This is a genomic window from Hyphomonadaceae bacterium BL14, from assembly GCA_027627705.1.
In the GTDB taxonomy this organism is placed as follows: Bacteria; Pseudomonadota; Alphaproteobacteria; order Caulobacterales; family Maricaulaceae; genus Oceanicaulis.
This window is the reverse complement of record CP091242.1, coordinates 1,522,778-1,542,549: the sequence shown is the minus strand read 5'-3', so window position 1 is coordinate 1,542,549 and position 19,772 is coordinate 1,522,778. Positions and strand designations below refer to the sequence as shown.

Sequence of the window (19,772 nt, the reverse complement as noted above, 5' to 3'; positions counted from 1 at the left end):
GAGGAAGAGTATGGCTCGCCGACAAAGCCGCGTCCGCCAGGATGATGAAGACGTCGAACTGAACATGACGCCGATGCTCGACGTGGTGTTCATCCTGCTGATCTTCTTCATCGTGACCGCCGTGTTCGTGAAAGAGCCGGGCATTCAGGTGGAACGCCCGGAGACCACGACGCAAGAGCGCGAACGTCCCACGATGCTGATCGCGGTTAACGCCGCGGGGGAAATCTGGATCAACCGCAGCGTTTATGATATATCCGAGGTGCGCCCGCAAATCGAGCAGCTGCAGAGCGAGAATCCGCGCGCCGAGGCGATGATCCAGGGTGATCTGGGTGCGCCTGCCGGCACGGTCCTGGACATCCAGCAATTGCTGATCGAGATGGACATTCCCGTCACTGTATCCACTGACGAGCAGGGGTTCTGAGATCATGGGAAGCTTGATCAGGCTGATAGTTGGCGTCCCGATCGCCGCGGTTATCACGTTCCTTCTGTTTACGCTGATGCAGATCCTTATCTTTGAAGAGGGTGTCATCATCGAGGAAGCGTCCGAAGAACTGCGCATCACCATCTCTGACGTGGCTGAAGACATTCAGGTGCGCCAGCGCGACCTGACGCTGGATGATGTGCAGCAGGCCGAGCCGCCGCCGCCGCCGCCGCAAATCCCCCGCCAGGCCGCCGACGCGCCCAGCGAGGACATGCGCACGACCATGGGCGCGCTGCCTGAATTCGATGCCCCGAACCTGACCGGCGACCAGATCAGCTTTGATGTGTCAGACCGCGACGCACAGCCGCTGGTCCGTATCGAACCCCAGTACCCGCCGCGCGCCGCGGAACGTGGCCTGTCGGGCAACTGCCTGATGGAGTTTGACGTGACGCCGGACGGCCAGCCGACGAATATCAATGTCATCAGCTGCACCAGTTCGCTGTTCCAGTCGACGAGCATCCGGGCTGTGGAGCGGTGGCGGTACGAGCCGCGCATCGAAGGCGGTAACGCCGTCTGGCGCCGGGGCGTTCGCACGACGCTTGACTACAGAATGGAAGGCTAGACCGGGCCGCGTTTACGCTGCTTCGCTCGCCATCCCTGCCGTTCAAGGAGAATGATCATGATGCAAGAAGCCCGTTCCCTGCCGATGCACGCGCTCACCGCGTTCGGCATGATCGCTGCGGCGGCTGTGCTGGCTCTCGCCTCGGTCGCTCCGGCAGAGGCTCAGCGCCGACAGAACCAGGAAGAAGAAGATCCAGCTGCCAACCGTCAGATGACCTCTGCCATCGGTGAGCAGGTGCTGCGCGCCCGCGAACTGATGGACAATGAGCAGTTTGCCGAAGCCATCACTGTCCTCAACGCGGTCATGGGCCGCGAGATGACGCCTTATGAGCGGTCTGTCGTCCTGCGTATGAGGGGCGGGGCTTACTACAATAATGACAATACTCCTCGCGCGATCGACGACTTCCTCGCGGCGATTGCGACCAACGCGCTGGTGCGCGATGAAATCATCACGATGCGCACCAATGTTGGCCAGATGATGCTGGTGACGGACCGCATCGATGAAGGCATCCGGCAGCTTGAAATGGCGATTTCAGCTGGTGCTGAATTGACGCCGAATCTGGCGCGCATGATGGCCCAGGCCTACATCCAGGCCGAGCGTTTGCAGGACGGTCTGCGCTATGCGGAGTTTTTCTACACCAATACGCCGCGCAAGACTGAGGGCGACTTCAGCCTGATGCAATACTACTACAACCAGCTCGACCGTGTGCAGGACGAGCTGCGTGTTGTGCGTGAGATGCTCAACGCCTTCCCGGCGTCGCGCCGGTCATGGCAGAATCTGCGGGCGCTCTATGCTCGTCTCGATCAGGAGGAGAACTCCTTTGAGACCGCGCGTCTGATGTATCTCAACGGCCTGCTGGAAGACGAAAACGAGATCGTCGGGATGGTGGCGTATTACAGCCACTTCAATAATCCGTTCCGCGGGGCCAGCATTCTGCAGCGTGAAATCAATGCCGGCCGGGTCGAGCCGAGCGAACGCCACCTGACCCTCCTGAGCAATATGTGGCGTCAGGCCGATGAGTTCGAGCGCTCCATTGCGCCGCTGGAACAGCTCAACCGTGCCCGTCCGACCGGTGAGACCGCGTTGAAAATTGCCGAAGCCCGCTTCCAGATGCGCCAGTGGGGACAGGCCGAGCAGATCCTCAACTCGGCTTTGAACCAGGGCGGCCTGTCCAGCGCAGAGACCGGGCGCGCCTGGGAATTGCTGGCCAGTGTCCGGTATAATCAGGACAATGTGCAATCGGCTATCGCTGCCTATCGCGAGGCGAGCCGCTTCCCGACCAGCCGGCGCAACGCCGAGGGCTGGATCCGGTTCATCAACAGTCAGATCGAAGGTGAGGCCAATCGCGCGCTGCAGCGCGAGCGCGTGCTCATCGAAGAATGCCGTCTGATCCTCGAATCCGAACGCCGCTCGCTGGTTCTGACCGGGTCAGTGGACGCGGACGGGCGGGTGCGCTTCGGCTCGATCCCCGAACGGTGCCAGCGCTACTTCAACCAGTATGGCGAGCAGGTTCGCGAGGCGGGCATGAATGATGAAGAAGCCGCCGCTTTCCGCAGCGAGCGTGAGGCCCAGGCCGCCACCGCCGCTGGCTGAAGCCTTCACCTGACCGCCTCACAAACAAGAAGAGCCCCGCGGCCATGCTGCGGGGCTTTTTCTTTGCCGTCACATGTTGTGCGCCGCAGCAAGTGGAGCGGGAGTGGCTGCCACGAATTCGCCCTGAAGGGGTATCAGTCTTCTTGTTGATCGTGGGCGGGCGGCGGGCCTGCCCCCAGCAAGGGAGACAGCTGATGACCACTTTATCACCAGCCGCCGCCGGACGCTCAATCTCTCCAGCATTTCTGTTCAGATTTCTTGTGTCAGCGGTGCTCGCAATCATGGTGACCGCCGGGCTGTTCATGCTGATGCTGGCGTTGATTCACGACGACTCCGCACCGGAGCCGGCACCCGCGCCAGTGCCGCAGATCGACATCTCATTCGATATTCCTGACCGCACGCCGGTCCGGGATCCGCTGCCGGAGATCGAACCGGTCGTCGCGCCACCGGCCCAACCAATCATCCCCAGAACCTCTCAGCCTGCGCCCGGCGTCGAGTTGATGGCGCTAGCACCCCCGGCCATCGCGTACACGGTCGAGCCGATCAATACGCCTGGGGTCAATATCTCGATCCCGCCCCTGACAGGCCGGGTGGAACCGGTCCATCCGCAGCGGGAGGTGTCGCGCGGCCTCGAGGGGTCCTGCACGGTGCGGTACGACATCCTGGCCTCTGGACGGACTGCCAATCTGCAGGTTACCGCATGCGACAGCACCGGCTTTGCCCGGGCCAGCCTGGCGGCGGTGGCGCGCTGGAGCCATGCCATGGAGGTGGGCCGCCCCGGTGACGAGGTCGTGCGCCGCGGGGTCGAGACCCGGCTCGACTTCCAGCTTGAATAGCGGGGCCTGAGACGGTCTGCGCAACCAAAAACGGGCGGGTCCTGAATGGGACCCGCCCGCGTTGTTCCTAAAGACAATCTGGCCTAGCCGCCCGTATTGGCGGCGTCCTCCGCTGGCGCGGCGGCACTGGCGGCAGCGGTGGCTTCAGCCGCTTCGGCGTCGGCGAGACCCACCACCATCAGCGCGAAGGCAAATTCCTCGGCGCGTTCCAGCAGGGAATCAAACCGGCCCGAAGCGCCGCCATGGCCGGCCCCCATATTGGTGCGCATGAGGGTCAGGCCGTCATCGGTGCGCGTGGCGCGCAGGCGCGCGATCCACTTGGCCGGCTCCCAGTACGTCACGCGCGGGTCCGTCAGACCGGCCGTGGCCAGCACGTGTGGATAGGCCTGGGCGCTGATGCGGTCATAGGGGCTGTAGGACAGGATATAGTCGTAGGCCGCCGCGTCCTCAATGGGATTGCCCCATTCGGGCCATTCCGGCGGGGTCAGTGGGAGGGACGGGTCGCTCATGGTGTTGAGCACATCCACGAAGGGCACTGCGGCGATGCCGCCGGCGAACATCTCCGGTGCCTGGTTGATCGCCGCGCCGACCAGCAGCCCGCCCGCCGAACCGCCATAGGCGACGATGGAGCCGGCGCGGGTATAGCCCTCATCGATCAGCATCTGGCCTGCATCGACGAAGTCGTTGAAGGTGTTTTCCTTCTTGTCCAGCTTTCCGTCGAGATACCACTGATAGCCCTTGGCCATGCCGCCGCGGATATGGGCGATGGCGTAGATCATCCCGCGGTCCACCAGCGACAGGCGCGAGGTGGAGAAGCTGGCCGGAATGGTGATCCCGTAGGAGCCATATCCATAAAGCAGCACTGGCGCGGAACCGTCCAGCGGCGTGCCCTCGCGGTAGAGGAGGGTGACCGGGACCTGTTCACCATCGCGCGCCGTCGCCATCAGGCGGCGTACGACATAGTCGTCGGCGTTGTGCCCTGACGGGATCTCCTGACGCTTGATCAGCGTGCGCTCGCGGCTCGCCATGTCGTAGTCATAGATCTCTGTGGGCGTAGACGGACTCTCATAGGAAAAGCGCAGCCGGTCGACCGCGTACTCGTAGCCACCCCAGGCACCCAGGGCATAGGCTTCCTCGTCAAACGCAATCTCGTGCTCGGCGTCATCAGCGAAGCGGCGCACGACGAGGCGGGGCAGGGCGTTGGCCCGCTCCAGACGCACCAGCCAGTCCTGATAGCCGATCAGGCTGGTCACCAGCACGCCGGAGCGGTGGTCGATGAAATCGCTCCAGTTCTCGCGGCGCGGGTCCTCCAGCGGCGCAGACATGATCTTGAAGTCCACCGCGCCGTCCTGATTGGTCAGCACAAACATCCGCCCGCCCGCTTCGGTCAGGGAATACTCCACACCGGTCTCGCGCTGCGACACCAGAAGCGGCTCGGCTGCCGGATCATTGGCGTCGAACAGGCGCAATTCTGACGTGGTGTGGTCATTGGCCGACAGGATGATCCAGGAATTGCCGTCAGTCTTGCCGACGCCCAGGAAGTAACCTGGATCGGATTCCTCGTAGATCAGTTCGCGCGTCTCGCTGTCGATGGCCTGGCGGTAGACCCGGCGCGGGCGGTTATTCTCGTCACGCCACACCCAGTACAGCGTCTGCGAATCATTGGCCCATTCCAGCGAGCCATAGCTCTCGTCGGTGAGGGTGGCGATGTCCTCGCCGGTTTCCAGATTGCGGATGCGCAGCTGGTAGAATTCAGACCCCGCCGTGTCCACTGCATAGGCGAGCCAGCGATGATCGGGCGAGTGTTCCACCGCGCCCAGCTGGAAGTAATCAATGCCTTCGGCTTCGGCATCGCCGTCAAACACGATCTGTTCTTCGCCGGTCATTTCACCATCAGGGCCCGCGGCGCGGCGCACATAGACCGGATACTGCCCGCCTTCGCGGTAACGGCTGTAGTAGAACCACTCGCCATCACGCTCGGGCGAGGAGGAATCGTCCTCCTTGATACGTCCGCGCATCTCGGCATAGAGCCGCTCTTGCAGCGCTGCGGTCGGGGCCATTACGCTGGCGTAGTAGGCATTCTCTGCTTCCAGATGCGTGCGGATATCGGCCTGCAGGACCGACGGATCACGCATCACCTGCTGCCAGTTGTCATCGCGCATCCAGGCATATTCATCCACGCGCGTCCGGCCCAGCTGTTCAATGGTCAACGGGCGCTGCTCGGCATCGGGAGCGGAAAGATCAAGGGCGCGCGCCAACAGGCTCGGCGCGGCGGTCTGGGATGCATTCATGTCGGCGCGTGTCTCCGGTTCAGGCGCGTCAGGCGCGTCCTGGCAGGCGGCAAGGATCAGGGCGGCACCGGCCAACGGCGCGACCAGTCGGACAAATGATGTAAACATGAGCACTACGCCCGGGCGGACCCGGCTCCCTCACGGCAATGGCGAAGGCGTATTACTCCTCCGGTGCCGGTCGAAAGTCCAGCACCCGTCCGTTTGCGCACCAGCGTTGGCCAGTGGGCGGCGGGCCGTCCTTGAACACATGCCCGCCATGGGCACCGCAATTGGCGCAATGAAACTCGGTGCGCGGCATGAGCAGCTTGAAATCCCGCTTGGTGCCGACGGCTTGGGTGGACAGTGGTTCGAAGAAGCTGGGCCAGCCGCTGCCCGATTCGTACTTCGCTGCGCTGGAGAACAGCGCTTCGCCACAGACCCGGCAGTGATAGGCGCCGGGGCGCTTTTCAGCGTTCAGCGGACTGCAGCCGGGTGGCTCGGTGCCTTCGTGGAAAGCGATCGCATCCACCTCCTCAGGCAGATCGGCGCGCAGGCGGGTGATCTCGTCCGGGCTCAGTCGGGGCATGGCGGGCTTTCGATTGCGGGTTTCAGGACTCAATGAGACCCTTTTCCTTGAGCAGGGCCTGCAGCTCGCCTGCCTCGAACATCTCCTTGATGATATCGCAGCCGCCGACGAACTCGCCCTTCACATAAAGCTGCGGGATGGTGGGCCAATCGGAATAGGCCTTGATGCCTTCGCGCACATTCATGTCTTCGAGCACGTTCACCGAGGCGTATTCCACGTTGAGATGGTCGAGCACGCGCGCGACCACAGAGGAGAAGCCGCACTGGGGAAACATCGGGTCGCCCTTCATGAACAGGACGATGTCGTTGGACTGGACGGTCTGGCGAATGGAGTCGAGCGTGGCAGGGTCGGTCATGGATGATGTCCTTTGCAGAGGCGGCAGGAAGATTTACGGCGCGCGGGTTTCGAGGGCCAAGGCATGCAGCTCGCCGCCCATGCGCCCTTGCAGGGCCTTGTAGACCAGCTGGTGCTGGCGCACGCGGGGCATATCGCGAAACGCCTCGGACACGACGACGGCCTTGTAGTGGTCGCCATCTCCGGCCAGATCGATGATCTCGACCTGCGCGCCGGGCACGCCTTCACGGATCAGATTGGCGATGTCGTCGGCGGGCATGGGCATGGCGTGGCGCTCCGGCATGGCGTACAGCTTGACACCTAGTATATTAGCGCACGGGCGCGCTTCGCCATGGGGTATGATGAAAATGCTGACCAATCGCCTGTTCTTTGCTGCCGCGTCTGCGGCGCTTCTGCTCGGCGCCTGCGGACCGCAGGCCTCTCAAGATACCGCGCCAGCCGAGATGGCTGCCGCGGCCGGCACCTGCGACAGCGTCGAGGCCCAGCCCTTGCGCGATGTGTGCATCCTGGCTGCGGACAACATGGCAGGCCGGATGGTTGGCTCTGAGGGCGGCGCGCGGGCGCGCGCCTATGTCCTGTCGCGCTTTGAGGAGATCGGCCTGGCACCGGCCGAAGGCGGGTATGAGCAGGCCTTCGCCGTGGCGCGGCCTCTGGATCTGCGCGAGCGCGACAGCCTGACCATGGATATTCCCGGGATCAATCTGATCGGCGTGATCCAAGGCGAAGACCCCTCAATCGCCATGGTGGTCACCGCCCATTACGATCATATCGGCATGAATGAGCAGGGCGAGATTTTCAACGGTGCCGATGACAATGCGTCCGGTGTCGGCGGCCTGCTGGCGGTGGCAGCGCATTTCCTGGCCAATCCGCCGCGCCATAATGTGGTGATCGTCGCACTCGACGCGGAAGAGGGCGGGCTGGACGGGGCCCGCCACTTTGTGGCCAACCGCCCGGTTGGCATGGGCGAGATCGCCTTCAATCTCAATCTCGACATGCTGGGTTATAGCGATACCGGGCGCCTGTTCGCGGTCGGCTCTTACCACACGCCTGAACTGGTCGGGCTGATCGAGGCGGCGGCGTCGGAATCTCCGGTCGAGCTGCTGGCCGGCTATGACCGGCCGACCGAGAACCGGCGCGATGACTGGACGCTTCTGTCCGATCACGCAGCCTTCCACCTCCAGGGCATTCCCTTCCTGTATCTGGGCGTGGAGGACCATCCCTACTACCACACGGTCAATGACACGTTCGACATCATCATGCCGGACTTCTATCTCGGCGCGGTGGAGACAGCGGTTGATGTCGCCGCCCGTGCCGACGCCATGTTGCCGGAACTGGCCGCAATACACCGGGCGCGCGCGGAGCCTGCCAACTAGCTGCTGACACCCTGACGGGCCGAAACCTGGCCGGGAGCACGAGCGCCCGGCCAAGTCTTTGATGCGCCGCAATATTTCTGCCCATCGCAGGAAATTCACAGTGAAATGAACGTCGTTCACTTTTCAATTGAGGGTGAGCGTACTAATTTGTAAGCACAATTGTCAGGGCCGGGATTGGCCCACATGAATCAGGAGACCTCCCCATGACCGCTCTCGCCCGTGTTCTGTTCGCTGGTGCGGCATTGAGCCTCGCCGCGATCCCGGCGGCCCAGGCCCAGGATTGCTCGGCCGCGCCGGCATTCGTCAGCGTATCCACTGCCAACGCCAATGTGCGCGCCTCGGCCAGCCGCATCGAGCGCAGCGACTGGGCCACCGCCGAGCACTTTGCCCGCTCCGCCATCAATTCTGGCACGACCAGCCGCAACAAGGCGGCGGCTGCGATCAATCTGTGCGCGGCGCTGGCCAATCAGGGCAGCGAAGGCGCGGCGGATGCGTGTAATGACGCCGCCGAACGCACTGGCGGCTCGTGGGAAGCACACACCAATCGCGGCGCAGCCCTGTGGCTCGCTGGCGATCAGGCCGCGGCCCGCACCGATTTCGCGCGCGCCGGGGAGCTGGCTGGCGGCGAAACCGCGGTCCAGGCCAACCTGGCTCTGGCGGCTTGCACCAACTGACGCCAGCTGAAAGCCGTGAATTGAAAAGGCCGGAGCCTCGGGGCTCCGGCCTTTTTCGTATGCGCAGGTGACGCGCGGGCCTATTCGGCGGCGACCGCTGTGGGCTCGCCGGCCATCAGGCGCGGCATCCAGTTTTCATGGGCCTGTTTAAGGGCGATCAGGTCGATGCTGTGGGTCCCGTTAATCGAGACATGGCGCCCTCCCGCCAGACCGACCACGCTGACCGGCACGCCTGCGGTCAGTGCATTGGCGCGGATGGTCTCGGCCGTGGCGGGGTCGGCAGCAACGAGATAGCGCGCCTGGTCCTCGCCGAACATCCAGGCGAAGGCGGGCAGAGGCCCTGTGTAGGCCAGCTTGATCCCCACGCCGGACGCCATCGCCATCTCTGCGGCGGCGCAGGCGAGCCCGCCATCAGAGACATCGTGGACGACCGTCGCGCGCCCGGCGCGAATCTCGGTGCGGACAAAATCGCCGTGGCGCTTTTCTGCGGCCAGGTCCACGCGCGGCGGCGCACCGTCCTCGCGGTCCTCGATATGGCGCAGATAGAGCGAGGCACCCAGCGCGCCGTGGGTGTCACCCACCAGCAGCACCACATCGCCGTCCTTCATGCCGCCAAAGCCCGCGCGCACGGTCACGTCCGGCAACAGACCCACGCCGCCGACCGCCGGCGTAGGCGGGATCGCCTTGCCGTCCGTCTCGTTGTAGAGCGAGACATTACCGGACACGACGGGGAAGGCGAGGACGCGGCAGGCTTCGGCCATGCCTTCAACGCAGCCCACGAACTGCCCCATGATTTCGGGCCGCTCGGGATTGCCGAAATTCAGGCAGTCAGTGATGGCGATGGGGTCGGCACCTACCGCGGTGAGATTGCGCCAGACTTCCGCCACCGCCTGCTTGCCGCCCTCAAACGGGTCCGCTGCGCAGTAGCGCGGGGTGCAGTCAGTGGTGATGGCCAGCGCCTTGCCCGTGCCGTGGACGCGCACGATGGCCGCGTCGGCGGGGTCTTCAGAGCTGGCGGCCGTGTCGGCCATGACGTGACGGTCATACTGGCTCCAGATCCAGCGCTTGGACGCCATGTCCGGCGACCCCATAAGCGCCAGCAGGGTCTCGCCCAGATGCTCCGGCGTGCGCAGTGTTGCAGCGTCGATGCTGGCGCGCGCTTCGGCGGGGAACCAGGGCCGTTCGTATTTGGGCGCCTTCTCGCCGATCGGATCGAGGGGCAGATCGCACACCACCTCGCCCTTATGGCGCAGCACCAGGCGGCCATGGGGCGCGATCTTGCCGATGGTCGCCACGTCCAGATCCCATTTGCGGAAGATCGCTTCAGCCACGTGCTCGCGGCCGGGTTTCACGATCATCAGCATGCGCTCCTGGGATTCCGAGAGCATCATTTCATAGGCGGTCATGCCGGTTTCGCGCTGGGGCACGTGGTCGAGATCAAGCTCGATGCCAAGCCCGCCGCGCGACGCCATCTCCACGCTGGAGGAGGTCAGGCCCGCCGCGCCCATGTCCTGGATCGAGCTGATGGCGTCCTCGGCCATCAGCTCCAGGCACGCCTCGATCAGTTTTTTCTCGGTGAAGGGATCGCCGACCTGGACGGTGGGGCGTTTCTCTTCAGAACCCTCGCCGAACTCGGCGCTGGCCATGGTCGCGCCATGGATGCCGTCGCGCCCGGTCTTGGCGCCCACGTACAGCACGGGGAAGCCGGATTCGCGCGCGGCGGCGGTGAAAATCTTGTCGGTATCGGCGATCCCTACGGCCATGGCGTTGACCAGGATATTGCCGTTATAGCCCTTGTCGAAATTGGTCTCGCCGCCCACTGTCGGCACGCCCACGCAATTGCCGTAGCCGCCAATGCCCGCTGCGACACCGGCCACCAGCTGGCGGGTTTTGGGGTGATTGGGATCGCCAAAGCGCAGGGCGTTCATCAGCGCCACCGGGCGCGCGCCCATGGTGAACACGTCGCGCAATATCCCGCCCACGCCCGTGGCCGCGCCCTGATAGGGCTCGATAAAGCTGGGGTGGTTGTGGCTCTCCATTTTGAAGATCGCCGCCTGGCCGTCGCCGATATCGATCACGCCGGCGTTTTCACCGGGTCCGAAAATCACGCGCTCGCCCTGGGTGGGGAATTTCGCCAGATGAACCCGGCTCGACTTGTACGAGCAGTGCTCCGACCACATCACCGAGAAAATGCCGAGCTCCACCAGGTTCGGTGCCCGTCCCAGCTCACGCAGGATGATCTCGTACTCATCCGCCGTGACGTGATCGAGCGCGATCTCCGGCGTGATTCCGGGGGCGTATTTGGGTTCAACACTCATTCGGCATGCGTCCGTTGCGGCTGATCGAGCAGGGATGGGTCAGGCAGACAGGCGGTAACCAGAAGGCGCGCGGCCTCCGGCGCGCCCGGTTCGGCGCGGATTGCAGACAGATCGGACGGGGCCGGCACCGGCAGATTTTCGGCCATCAGGCCTTCGAGATGCAGGGCGAGGGCTTCCTGCGCGTTAAGGGCGGCCTCGCTGGCGCTATCACCAGCTGAGACGCATCCGTCGAGATCGGGAAAGTACACGCTGAAACCGGTTTCTGCGTCGCCTTCGAGAATGGCGGGGTAGACGTGCAGGGTCATCGCGGTCAGTCCTTGATCAGTTGCACGCCGCTGGCGCGCTCGATTGACCGCAGCGTACCACGCTTGAGGTCTTTTGCCGGATGGGGAACGGTCACGATCGCGGCCAGCCCGTCCTTTTTTATTCTGCACGTGGCTGCCGCGTTGCCGGACCTTGCGCCAGCCAGCCATTTCCAGGCTGGCAATCACCTCCCGGCTGGCCAGCATCACCGCGTCCCCAGCACGCTCTCAAACACGCCGAGCCCGTCCGTGCCGCCATGGACCGGGTCCACCGCGCGTTCGGGGTGGGGCATCATGCCCAGCACATTGCCCGCTGCATTGGTGATGCCGGCGATGTCGCGCGCCGAGCCGTTGGGATTATTGCCATAGCGGAAGGCCACCTGGCCCTCGCCCTCGAGCCGGTCGAGCGTGGCCTCGTCGGCGAAATAATTGCCGTCATGATGGGCGATGGGGATCACCAGTTCGCTCGACCCGGCATAGGCGCGGGTGAAGCGTGTATTGGCGCTTTCCACATAGAGCGGTGTTTTCTCGCAGATGAAGCGCAGGCCGGCATTGCGCATCAGCGCGCCGGGAAGGAGGCCCGCCTCGATCAGGATCTGGAAGCCGTTGCAGACGCCCAGCACCGGCGTACCGCCTTCTGCCCGGCGCACCAGATCGCCCATAATGGGCGAGCGCGCGGCGATGGCACCCGAGCGCAGATAGTCCCCGTAGGAAAACCCGCCCGGGATCATGATGAAATCCAGGCCATCGGGCAGGCTGGATTCGCCGTGCCAGACCATGGCAGGGGCCGCGCCGGTGACGCGCTCGATCGCCACGGCCGCATCGCGGTCGCAGTTTGAACCGGGGAAGACGATGACAGCGGTTTTCATGAGCGCAGCGTTTAGCAGGCGAGTCGCGCCTTGGCGAGCGCTTCGCGCGTCCTGGCCTCAGCCGGGCGCGCCGAATGGAAAACCGGTCACAGCCCCCTCTGATGCAGAGCGCACAAGCGCGGCGTATTTGGCGTAGGCCCCGGTGGGATAGCGCGGCTTGGGCGCGATGAATCCGCGTGCCATGCGGGCGTCGAGGTCAGCGTCCACATCCAGCCGGCGCGCGTCCACATCAATGGTGACCACATCGCCATCGCGGATGAAGGCGAGCGGCCCGCCGCGCGCCGCTTCCGGCGCCACATGGCCGACCATGAAGCCGTAGGTCGCGCCGGAAAACCGCCCGTCCGTGATCAGCGCCACGTCGTCGCCTAGGCCTGCGCCCTGGATGGCGGCGGTCACCGCCAGCATTTCGCGCATGCCGGGCCCGCCCGCCGGTCCCTCATAGCGGATCACCACCACATCGCCTTTCTGGATGCGGCCCTGATTGACCGCCTCGAAACAGGCTTCCTCGCTGTCAAACACGCGGGCGGGACCGGACACGAAGAGCCGGTCATGGCCGGCGAGCTTCACGACGCAGCCTTCCGGCGCCAGATCACCGTAGAGCACGCCGAACCCGCCGCGCGCCTTCACCGGATCAGCGGCGCTGCGGATCACGTCCTGGCCGGGGGTTTCTTCAGCCAGGGCGGCTTCTTCAAACAATGTGCCTCCCGTGATGGTGGGCGCATCAGCGAGATGACCCGATTGCTGGAGGCGCTGGACCAAGAGCCGCGTGCCGCCCGCTGCGCTCATGTCCGGCGCCATATAGCGCCCGCCCGGCTTGAGATCGGCGATCACCGGTGTGGCGCGCGAGATGGCGTCGAAGTCATCAATGTTGAAGGCGTCTTTCGTAACCCCTGCCTCGCGCGCAATGGCCAGCAGGTGCAGCACCGCATTGGTCGAACCGGCCGTGGCCGTCACAGCGGCGGCGGCGTTCCTGAGCGACACCGGCGTGATCAGGCTGCGCGCATTCCGTCCGGCATTGAACGCCTCGACCACCAGCCGCCCTGCCGCCTCGGCGGCTTTGGGCTTGTCGGGATGCACGGCAGGCAGATCGTTGAGCGCCATGTCGCTGAGGCCCATGACGTTCAGCGCCAGCGCCATGGTGTTGGCGGTAAACTGGCCGCCGCAGGCGCCCGCGCCGGGGCAGGCGGCCTTTTCCACTTCGATCAGTTCGGCTTCGCTGATCCGCCCGGCGGCGCAGGCACCCACGGCTTCAAACACGTCCTGGATGGTGAGGTTCTTGCCGTTCCGGTGACCCTGCATGATCGAGCCGCCATAAAGAATGACGCTGGGCAGATCGAGGCGCGCGGCCGCCATTGCGGCACCCGGCAAGGTCTTGTCGCAGCCCACAAGAAACAGGACCGCGTCCAGGCAATGGCCACGCACGGCGAGTTCGGCAGAATCCGCCACGCAATCCCGGCTCATGAGGCTGGCGCGCATGCCTTCAGTGCCCATGGCGATGCCGTCGGTGACCACAATGGTGTTGAAATCCACCGCTGTGCCGCCCGCCGCCTCAATCCCGGCGCGGGCATGGTCGGCGAGCCCGGCCAGGTGCATATTGCAGGGCGTCACGCTGGTCCAGGTGTTGACGATGGCGATCAGTGGCTTGGCGAGCCGTTCATCGTCAAACCCGGCAGCGCGCAGCATGGCGCGGGCAGGGGCGCGGGCCGGGCCCTTGATCAGCGTGTGCGAGGGGCGTTTTGCGGTCATGACAGGGCGGGCTCTTCCAGCTTTGTGAGATGGCGGGCGAGGGCGGCAAGGTCCGCCTTCGCCTGGGTTGCCCGTGATGGGCGTGACAGGACGGCATCCAGCGCCGGGGGCGGGGAAATCGCGCGTCCGATAAGGGGCTCGACAATGTCGGCGAACTTATACGGGTGCGCCGTGGCCGCCACGATCCAGGTCCGGGCGTTGCGCTCCGCCGGGCTCAGGCGGGCAAAGGCTTCCGCGCCGGTCGCAGAGTGGGGGCACCAGACATAGCCCGAGCTGACATAGGCGCTGATGATGCGTGCGCGGATCGCATCATCCTCGACGCGCTCCACCCGCACCTCACCTGACCCGTCATTCAGCGCCGCGAGGCGCTCGAAATTGCTGGGCGCGCCCACATCCATGGCATTGGCGATGGTTGCGACGGAGGCTCTGGGCTCATAGGTGCCGCTCTCAGCCCAGTGGGCGAGGGCGGCATTCGCGTTGGTGGCCAGCACGATGGGTCCGATGGGCGCGCCCAAGGCGCGGGCGTAAAGCGCGGCGACGCCATGTCCAAGATTCCCGGTGGGGATGATCAGGCCGGGTGCCATGCCGGTACGGGCGAAAACCTGCGCGCAGGCGCGGGCCAGATAGGCCCCCTGGGGCAGCAGCCGGGCGAGATTGATCGAATTGGCGCTGGTCAGCCGATGGCGCGCGGACAGATCGGCGTCAGCGAACGCCGATTTCACCAGTGCCTGGCAGGCATCGAAATCGCCCTCGATCTCCAGCGCGCCTACCGGCGCGTCCCAGCAGGTCAGCTGGTGACGCTGGAACGCGGAAACACGGCCCTTGGGGAACACGATGACGGCGCGCACGCCGTTGCGCCCCTCCGCGGCGCAGCCAACCGCGCCGCCGGTATCGCCAGAGGTTGCCGCGAGCACGGTGCGCGGGCGCTCGCGGTCCGCCAGGCGGCTGAGGCAGGCCATCAGGAAGCGCGCGCCGAAATCCTTGAAGGCGCCCGTGGGGCCGTGAAACAGTTCCAGCGCCATCAGGTCGGGCTGGGCCGGGTCCGGCATCACCAGAGGCGCTTCAAAATCAAAGGCTTCAGCGCACAGAATGCTCAGCGAAGCCGCGAGCCTGCCGCCCTTCACAAAAGGCTCAAGCAATCCATGGGCGGTTTCTGCGACGCTGGCGTCACCCGAGAGGCCGCTCAGGGTCTTTTCAGGCAAATGTTCAGGCCTGAACAGGCCGCCATCGGGTGCCGTCCCGGACAGGATGGCGTCTTCAAACCGGACCGGTGCGCCGCCCCCGCGTGTCGAGACGAAGTTCACGCCGCCGCCTCCGCGACTTGCTCAATCCTGACCCCGGCGCTGTCCAGCGGCGCGCGATAGGCCTGGGCCTGCCGTCCGGCGCGTTTGAACGCGGCGGCCATGCCCGCTTCCACCGCGTCGGCGTCGCTTTTGAGCGCCCAGGCGAAGACCGACGGGCCGGACCCGGAGAAGGAGCAGCCAAGCGCACCGGCATCCATCGCGGCCTTCTTTACCGCGGGCAGTTCGGGCAGGAGGTATTTGCGCTGAGGCTCGATCAGGATGTCCTCAATGCCTGCCCGCACCAGATCGAGATCATTGATCGCGCAGCCCAGGGTGAAGGCGCTGATGCGCCGGGCGTGTTCCACGGCCGTATGCAGGGGCACCGATGGTTTGAGGATGCCGCGCGCGGCGCGCGTCTCTATCCGTGCGTCGGGATGCAGCAGGATCGCCACGACGCCGCCCGGCGCAGGCACGCGCCGGATCAGTGCCGGGTCGAGGCGCGCCGCGATCACCAGCCCGCCATGCAGGCTGGCCATTACATTGTCCCAGGGCGGGGGATCCGCGGACACAGCCTCGCCCTTGAGGGCAAAGGGCAGCAGGTCTTCGACCGCAAATGGTCTGTCGAGCAGGGCATTCACCGCCGCGGCTGCAGCCACCGCCGAGGCGGCGGACCCGCCCATGCCGGCGCTGAGCGGTACGCCCTTGTGGATCGACACCCGTACACCGAATTTGACGCGCGCCGCCGACAGGACGGCTGCGGCGGCGGCCAGCGCGGTGTTGGATTCGGGGCGGTCGGGCAGGGCCTCGACCAGCCCGCTGACGGAGCCGAGGACTACGCCGGCCCCTTTGACGCGCTCGGCAGTGACCGTGTCGCGCACGGCGTCAAAGGCCTGGCCCAAGACATCGAAGCCGACCGAGACATTGCCGATGCTGGCGGGCGCGCTGGCGGCAGCGAACTGGATCATGGGTCAAACTCCTTCAGGCGCTGGCGGCGAGCGCTGCACGCTCGGGCGCATCACACGCGCAAGCGCGCGCAATGTCCATCACATCTGCAAACACCGCCGCCGCCGTGGGCCAGCGCCCGGCCCCCTTGCCGTAGAGGGCGTGGACCGAGCCGTCGGAGAGCGTGACCACGAACCGGTTCTCCTCATTCACCGCGCCGGCCAGCGGATGGGCTTGCGGCACGCTCATCACACGCACGCTGGCCTCCACTGATCCGTCGGATGTCAGTGCGCAGCGCCCGATCTGTTTGAACACTTCGCCTTTGCCCGCCGCCTCGGCCAGGCGCTCCGGCGTGGCGGCGCGCAAGGATTCCTTGGCGATGGCCTCTGGTGCCATGTCGCGCCCGAAGGCCTCGCGGATCAGAAGGGAGAGTTTGTCGGCGGCATCATGCCCGTCCACATCAGCGCTGGGATCGGCCTCGGCGAAGCCAAGGCGCTGGGCGTCTGCGACAGCATCCTCAAACGCTGCGCCTGCCCTGAGGCGGCTAAGGATGAAGTTGCCGGTGCCATTCATCACGCCCTCGACGCTGACCACGCCGTGCGCCTTGAGGCGCTCCAGCGCTTCGAGAATCACCACCCCGCCGCCGACGCTGGCGGCGTATTGCAGGCGCCGTCTGGCTTTGCGGGCGCCAGCCTGAAGCGCATCATAGCGCTTGGCCAGGGCAGCTTTGTTGGCAGTCACCACATGGGCACCGTTTGCCAGCGCGCGCAGCATCAGATCGGCGGGCTGGTCGATGCCGCCCATGGCTTCGATCACCAGGTCAGGATTGCCCGCCAGCGCCACATCTGCGTCAGCAGTGAAGGCGGCCCGCCCATCCCCGGCGCGCCGTTCAGGGCGGCGGACCAGGACCGGATTGAGCGCAAACAGGTCGGGCCGGGCCAGCAAATGGTCAAGCACGCCTGATCCCACCGCGCCGCATCCCAGCAGCGCCACGCGCAAGGGCCGGGTCCGCACTGGCGCGCCGATCACGGCCGGTCCGGGGGCGACGCGGGTGGCGTGACCGGCACCCATGGCGGCGATCTCGATCTCCAGCCCGGCGGCGCGGGCTGCCTCAATGGCTTTGGGCTGGATCAGGCCACGGCTGGCTTTCAGCGCCGCATCATAGTCAAGCCGGTCATAGCGCCGCGCGGCTGGGTCACGCGCCGGATCATCGGTATAGACCCCGTCCACATCCTTGATCAGGCGTACGCGCCGGGCTCCCGCCTCGGCCGCGAAGAACACAGCCGTGAGGTCGGTTCCACCGCGGCCCAGCGTTACGGCACCATGGCGTTCGTGACCGGCGGTGAAGCCGGGCAGGACCACCGCCTCCACATCGCCAAGCGCTGCATGCAGCTTGGCCCGGTCGAGGCGCACCAGGTCCGCGTCCAGCGGATCGCCTTCGGCTTCCAGCGCGATCTCGTGAGGGTCCAGAACCCGGGCGCGCACGCCCAGCCGGGCGAGCTCCAGCCCCATCAGCGCCGCCGAGCGGAATTCGCCCAGCCGCACCAGCCGGGCCGTCATGGCCGGACAGGCGCTGGCACCGGCCGCCTCGGCTTCTGCGAACAGGGCGTCGGTCTCGCCCTGCAGGGCGGAAACAATGATGATCACTGTCTCGCCGGCGCGCACATGGCGGTAGGCTTCAGCGCCCGCGGCGGCGTAATCGGCCTTGGCGGTCAGCACCGAGCCGCCGAATTTCAGCACGCAGAGCGGGCGGGCGGCGGGTTGGTCGAGGGCGGGGTCCATGATCGTCTGGTCCTTGTTCGATGGTCAGGCATTCAGCCAAGAAAAAACCCGCTGCCGGGGCCGGGAGCGGGTCGGGTCGGTCAGGTTTGAGTGTTGATCCTCAGCCCGCGCCGCACCGCCCGCCCGTAATGGTGGTGGTCGTCACGGTTGTGGAGACGGTAAGCGTGAGGCCATCCAGGCGCACGCCAAGACTGGCCGGCGCATCGGCGCTTGCCAGTTCAAGACCACGAAGGACGGCGGCCAGTGCCATGTCGGGCTCCGAAAACTCACGCTGCACTTGCTCAGCGATGACGTCACGATGGTCGGCTTTTCCACACGGCGTCAACCAGTCTCGTGTGGCCCAAAAGACACGATTTCGGAGCCGAGTGGCGAGAATTGCACTGTAAAGCATTGAATATTATTGCGAAATAATTTTTCTGAAGGTCCGTACATTTTTCCTGTTGCCAAGGGGGTGGGATCGCCCGTAGCCTTTTCAACAGATCGGCGAGGCCGCACCTGCAGCATCGCCAGGACATCTGCGTTTCAGGATCGTCCTGAGCGCCCATGAAATCGAGACGGCCCGCCATGCGCGACGCGACGGTCATTGCGAAGACGAAAGACGCCCGGCTGAACGCCGTGGCGCTGTCCTCGCTCGTCCTTCTTGTCGTCGTCCTTATTACCTCCCTTCGCGGAGCGGCGGTGCCTGTCTGACGGAAGCTGAACTTCCAAAAGACGCCAAGGACCCCCGCTCTCCCGAGCGGGGGTTTTTTCTTGTCCTGACATCCACACCGGAGACTGACAATTGACCCGCATCTACACCGAAGACGACGCCAAAGCCGAAGCGATCCAGCCGGGCCCCATCGCCATTATCGGCTATGGCAGCCAGGGCCGGGCGCATGCCCGCAACCTGCGTGACAGCGGCCATACGGTCATTGTCGGTGCCCGGCCCGGCGGCAAGGCTGCGGCGCGCGCTGCAGCGGACGGGTTTGAGGTGCTGACGCCCGCTGACGCAGCCAAGCGGGCCAGTTTCATAGCGATGCTGACCCCGGATATGACCCATAAGTCGGTCTATGAGGCCGATATCGCCCCGAACATGGCACCGGGCGAGACGCTGATGGTCGCCCACGGGTTTTCCATCCATTATGGCCAGGTGCGTCCGCGCGCCGATATAGATGTCATTCTGGTGGCCCCCAAGGGTCCCGGTGATCTGGTGCGCCGCGAGTTTGAGATCGGGCGAGGCGTGCCCAGTCTGTTCGCCGTCTGGCAGGATGCCTCCGGTGAGGCGCGCGAGCGGGCGCTGGCCTATTGCAAAGGCAATGGCGGCACGACCGGCGGTGCCATCGAAACAACCTTCGCCGAAGAGACCGAGACCGACCTGTTCGGCGAGCAGGCCGTCCTGTGCGGGGGTGCCAGCGAGTTGGTGGCCGCGGGATACGAGACGTTGGTGGAGGCGGGCTACCAGCCGGAAATCGCCTATTTCGAATGCCTGCACGAGCTCAAGCTGATCGTTGATCTGATGTATGAGGGCGGACTGGCCCGCATGCATGACTTCATCTCGGAGACCGCCAAATACGGCGATCTGGTCTCGGGTCCGCGCGTCATCAACGCCGAGACGCGGGCGCGGATGCGCGAAGTGCTGACCGATATCCAGTCCGGTGCCTTCGCACGCGACTGGATCCTGGAGAACCAGGCCGGCAAGCCGCGCTACGACGCCCTGCTGCGCCAGGATCTGGAGCAGGACATCGAGAAGACCGGGGCGCGCCTGCGCGCGCGCATGGCCTGGCTGCAGCCCGGTGCCAATGCCGGCCAGGCGGAGTGAGGC

At 65.5% G+C, this 19,772-nt stretch carries 19 protein-coding genes; 7 read left to right on the top strand and 12 right to left on the bottom strand.

The features are described 5' to 3' along the window. Nucleotides 1-10 precede the first annotated feature (10 nt). Genes L2D00_07435 through L2D00_07420 form a run of 4 tightly spaced genes read left to right on the top strand, consistent with a single transcriptional unit; the run spans nucleotide 11 to nucleotide 3,472 of the window. Nucleotides 11-421, top strand: a complete 411-nt coding sequence (locus L2D00_07435) for a biopolymer transporter ExbD (protein WBQ11687.1) — start codon at nucleotides 11-13, stop codon at nucleotides 419-421. 13 nt (nucleotides 422-434) lie between these two features. Further along, entirely contained in the window at nucleotides 435-1,043 is a 609-nt protein-coding gene (locus tag L2D00_07430; GenBank protein WBQ11686.1) for an energy transducer TonB, read from the top strand. A 57-nt stretch (nucleotides 1,044-1,100) separates the two neighbouring features. Continuing rightward, on the top strand, nucleotides 1,101-2,636 hold the full coding sequence (locus tag L2D00_07425) for a hypothetical protein (protein WBQ11685.1): 1,536 nt from the start codon (nucleotides 1,101-1,103) through the stop codon (nucleotides 2,634-2,636). Nucleotides 2,637-2,680: 44 nt separating this feature from the next. After that, complete coding sequence (locus L2D00_07420; protein WBQ11684.1) at nucleotides 2,681-3,472, top strand: energy transducer TonB; 792 nt, start codon at nucleotides 2,681-2,683, stop codon at nucleotides 3,470-3,472. Between the two features lie 83 nt (nucleotides 3,473-3,555). Here L2D00_07420 and L2D00_07415 read toward each other — a convergent pair whose 3' ends face one another. From L2D00_07415 to L2D00_07400, 4 genes are read right to left on the bottom strand one after another with little or no spacing between them, the layout of a single operon-like run. Further along, nucleotides 3,556-5,871, bottom strand: coding sequence for a S9 family peptidase (locus L2D00_07415; GenBank protein ID WBQ11683.1), 2,316 nt, complete (start codon nucleotides 5,869-5,871; stop codon nucleotides 3,556-3,558). A 52-nt stretch (nucleotides 5,872-5,923) separates the two neighbouring features. After that, a complete protein-coding gene (gene msrB / locus L2D00_07410; GenBank protein WBQ11682.1) occupies nucleotides 5,924-6,328 on the bottom strand; it encodes a peptide-methionine (R)-S-oxide reductase MsrB in 405 nt (134 codons plus the stop codon). A 22-nt stretch (nucleotides 6,329-6,350) separates the two neighbouring features. After that, nucleotides 6,351-6,683 (bottom strand): Grx4 family monothiol glutaredoxin, encoded by a 333-nt coding sequence (gene grxD / locus L2D00_07405; protein WBQ11681.1) that lies wholly within the window; start codon nucleotides 6,681-6,683, stop codon nucleotides 6,351-6,353. 33 nt (nucleotides 6,684-6,716) lie between these two features. Next, entirely contained in the window at nucleotides 6,717-6,947 is a 231-nt protein-coding gene (locus L2D00_07400) for a BolA family transcriptional regulator (GenBank protein WBQ11680.1), read from the bottom strand. Nucleotides 6,948-7,029: 82 nt separating this feature from the next. Here L2D00_07400 and L2D00_07395 point away from each other — a divergent pair, with 82 nt between their 5' ends. Together L2D00_07395 and L2D00_07390 are read left to right on the top strand one after the other, a co-directional pair. Continuing rightward, nucleotides 7,030-8,055, top strand: a complete 1,026-nt coding sequence (locus tag L2D00_07395) for a M28 family peptidase (GenBank protein WBQ11679.1) — start codon at nucleotides 7,030-7,032, stop codon at nucleotides 8,053-8,055. Nucleotides 8,056-8,258: 203 nt separating this feature from the next. Then, on the top strand, nucleotides 8,259-8,729 hold the full coding sequence (locus tag L2D00_07390; GenBank protein ID WBQ11678.1) for a hypothetical protein: 471 nt from the start codon (nucleotides 8,259-8,261) through the stop codon (nucleotides 8,727-8,729). 80 nt (nucleotides 8,730-8,809) lie between these two features. Here the strand turns inward: L2D00_07390 and purL are convergent, their stop codons facing one another. The 8 genes from purL to L2D00_07350 all read right to left on the bottom strand — a co-directional run bounded on the left by purL (nucleotide 8,810) and on the right by L2D00_07350 (nucleotide 18,221). After that, complete coding sequence (purL, locus tag L2D00_07385) at nucleotides 8,810-11,047, bottom strand: phosphoribosylformylglycinamidine synthase subunit PurL (GenBank protein WBQ11677.1); 2,238 nt, start codon at nucleotides 11,045-11,047, stop codon at nucleotides 8,810-8,812. Further along, nucleotides 11,044-11,556 (bottom strand): type II toxin-antitoxin system HicB family antitoxin, encoded by a 513-nt coding sequence (locus L2D00_07380; protein WBQ11676.1) that lies wholly within the window; start codon nucleotides 11,554-11,556, stop codon nucleotides 11,044-11,046. The genes purL and L2D00_07380 overlap by 4 nt, the downstream gene beginning before the upstream one ends. Continuing rightward, complete coding sequence (gene purQ / locus L2D00_07375; protein WBQ11675.1) at nucleotides 11,556-12,218, bottom strand: phosphoribosylformylglycinamidine synthase subunit PurQ; 663 nt, start codon at nucleotides 12,216-12,218, stop codon at nucleotides 11,556-11,558. Before purQ ends, L2D00_07380 begins: the two co-directional genes overlap by 1 nt. A gap of 57 nt (nucleotides 12,219-12,275) precedes the next feature. After that, the gene (gene ilvD, locus L2D00_07370) at nucleotides 12,276-13,964 is read right to left on the bottom strand and encodes a dihydroxy-acid dehydratase (protein WBQ11674.1); all 1,689 of its coding nucleotides are present in this window, start codon (nucleotides 13,962-13,964) and stop codon (nucleotides 12,276-12,278) included. Beyond that, nucleotides 13,961-15,268: a threonine synthase gene (gene thrC, locus L2D00_07365; GenBank protein ID WBQ11673.1), complete on the bottom strand. Its 1,308-nt coding sequence runs from the start codon at nucleotides 15,266-15,268 to the stop codon at nucleotides 13,961-13,963. Before thrC ends, ilvD begins: the two co-directional genes overlap by 4 nt. After that, a complete protein-coding gene (locus tag L2D00_07360) occupies nucleotides 15,265-16,212 on the bottom strand; it encodes a homoserine kinase (protein ID WBQ11672.1) in 948 nt (315 codons plus the stop codon). The genes thrC and L2D00_07360 overlap by 4 nt, the downstream gene beginning before the upstream one ends. Nucleotides 16,213-16,225: 13 nt before the next feature. After that, complete coding sequence (locus L2D00_07355; GenBank protein ID WBQ11671.1) at nucleotides 16,226-17,971, bottom strand: homoserine dehydrogenase; 1,746 nt, start codon at nucleotides 17,969-17,971, stop codon at nucleotides 16,226-16,228. A 100-nt stretch (nucleotides 17,972-18,071) separates the two neighbouring features. Next, nucleotides 18,072-18,221, bottom strand: coding sequence for a hypothetical protein (locus L2D00_07350; GenBank protein WBQ11670.1), 150 nt, complete (start codon nucleotides 18,219-18,221; stop codon nucleotides 18,072-18,074). A gap of 540 nt (nucleotides 18,222-18,761) precedes the next feature. Between L2D00_07350 and ilvC the strand changes: the two genes are divergently transcribed. Next, nucleotides 18,762-19,769 carry a ketol-acid reductoisomerase gene (gene ilvC, locus L2D00_07345; protein WBQ14497.1) on the top strand — a complete coding sequence of 336 codons (1,008 nt, stop codon included), beginning with the start codon at nucleotides 18,762-18,764 and terminating at the stop codon, nucleotides 19,767-19,769. The last annotated feature ends 3 nt before the right edge of the window (nucleotides 19,770-19,772 follow it).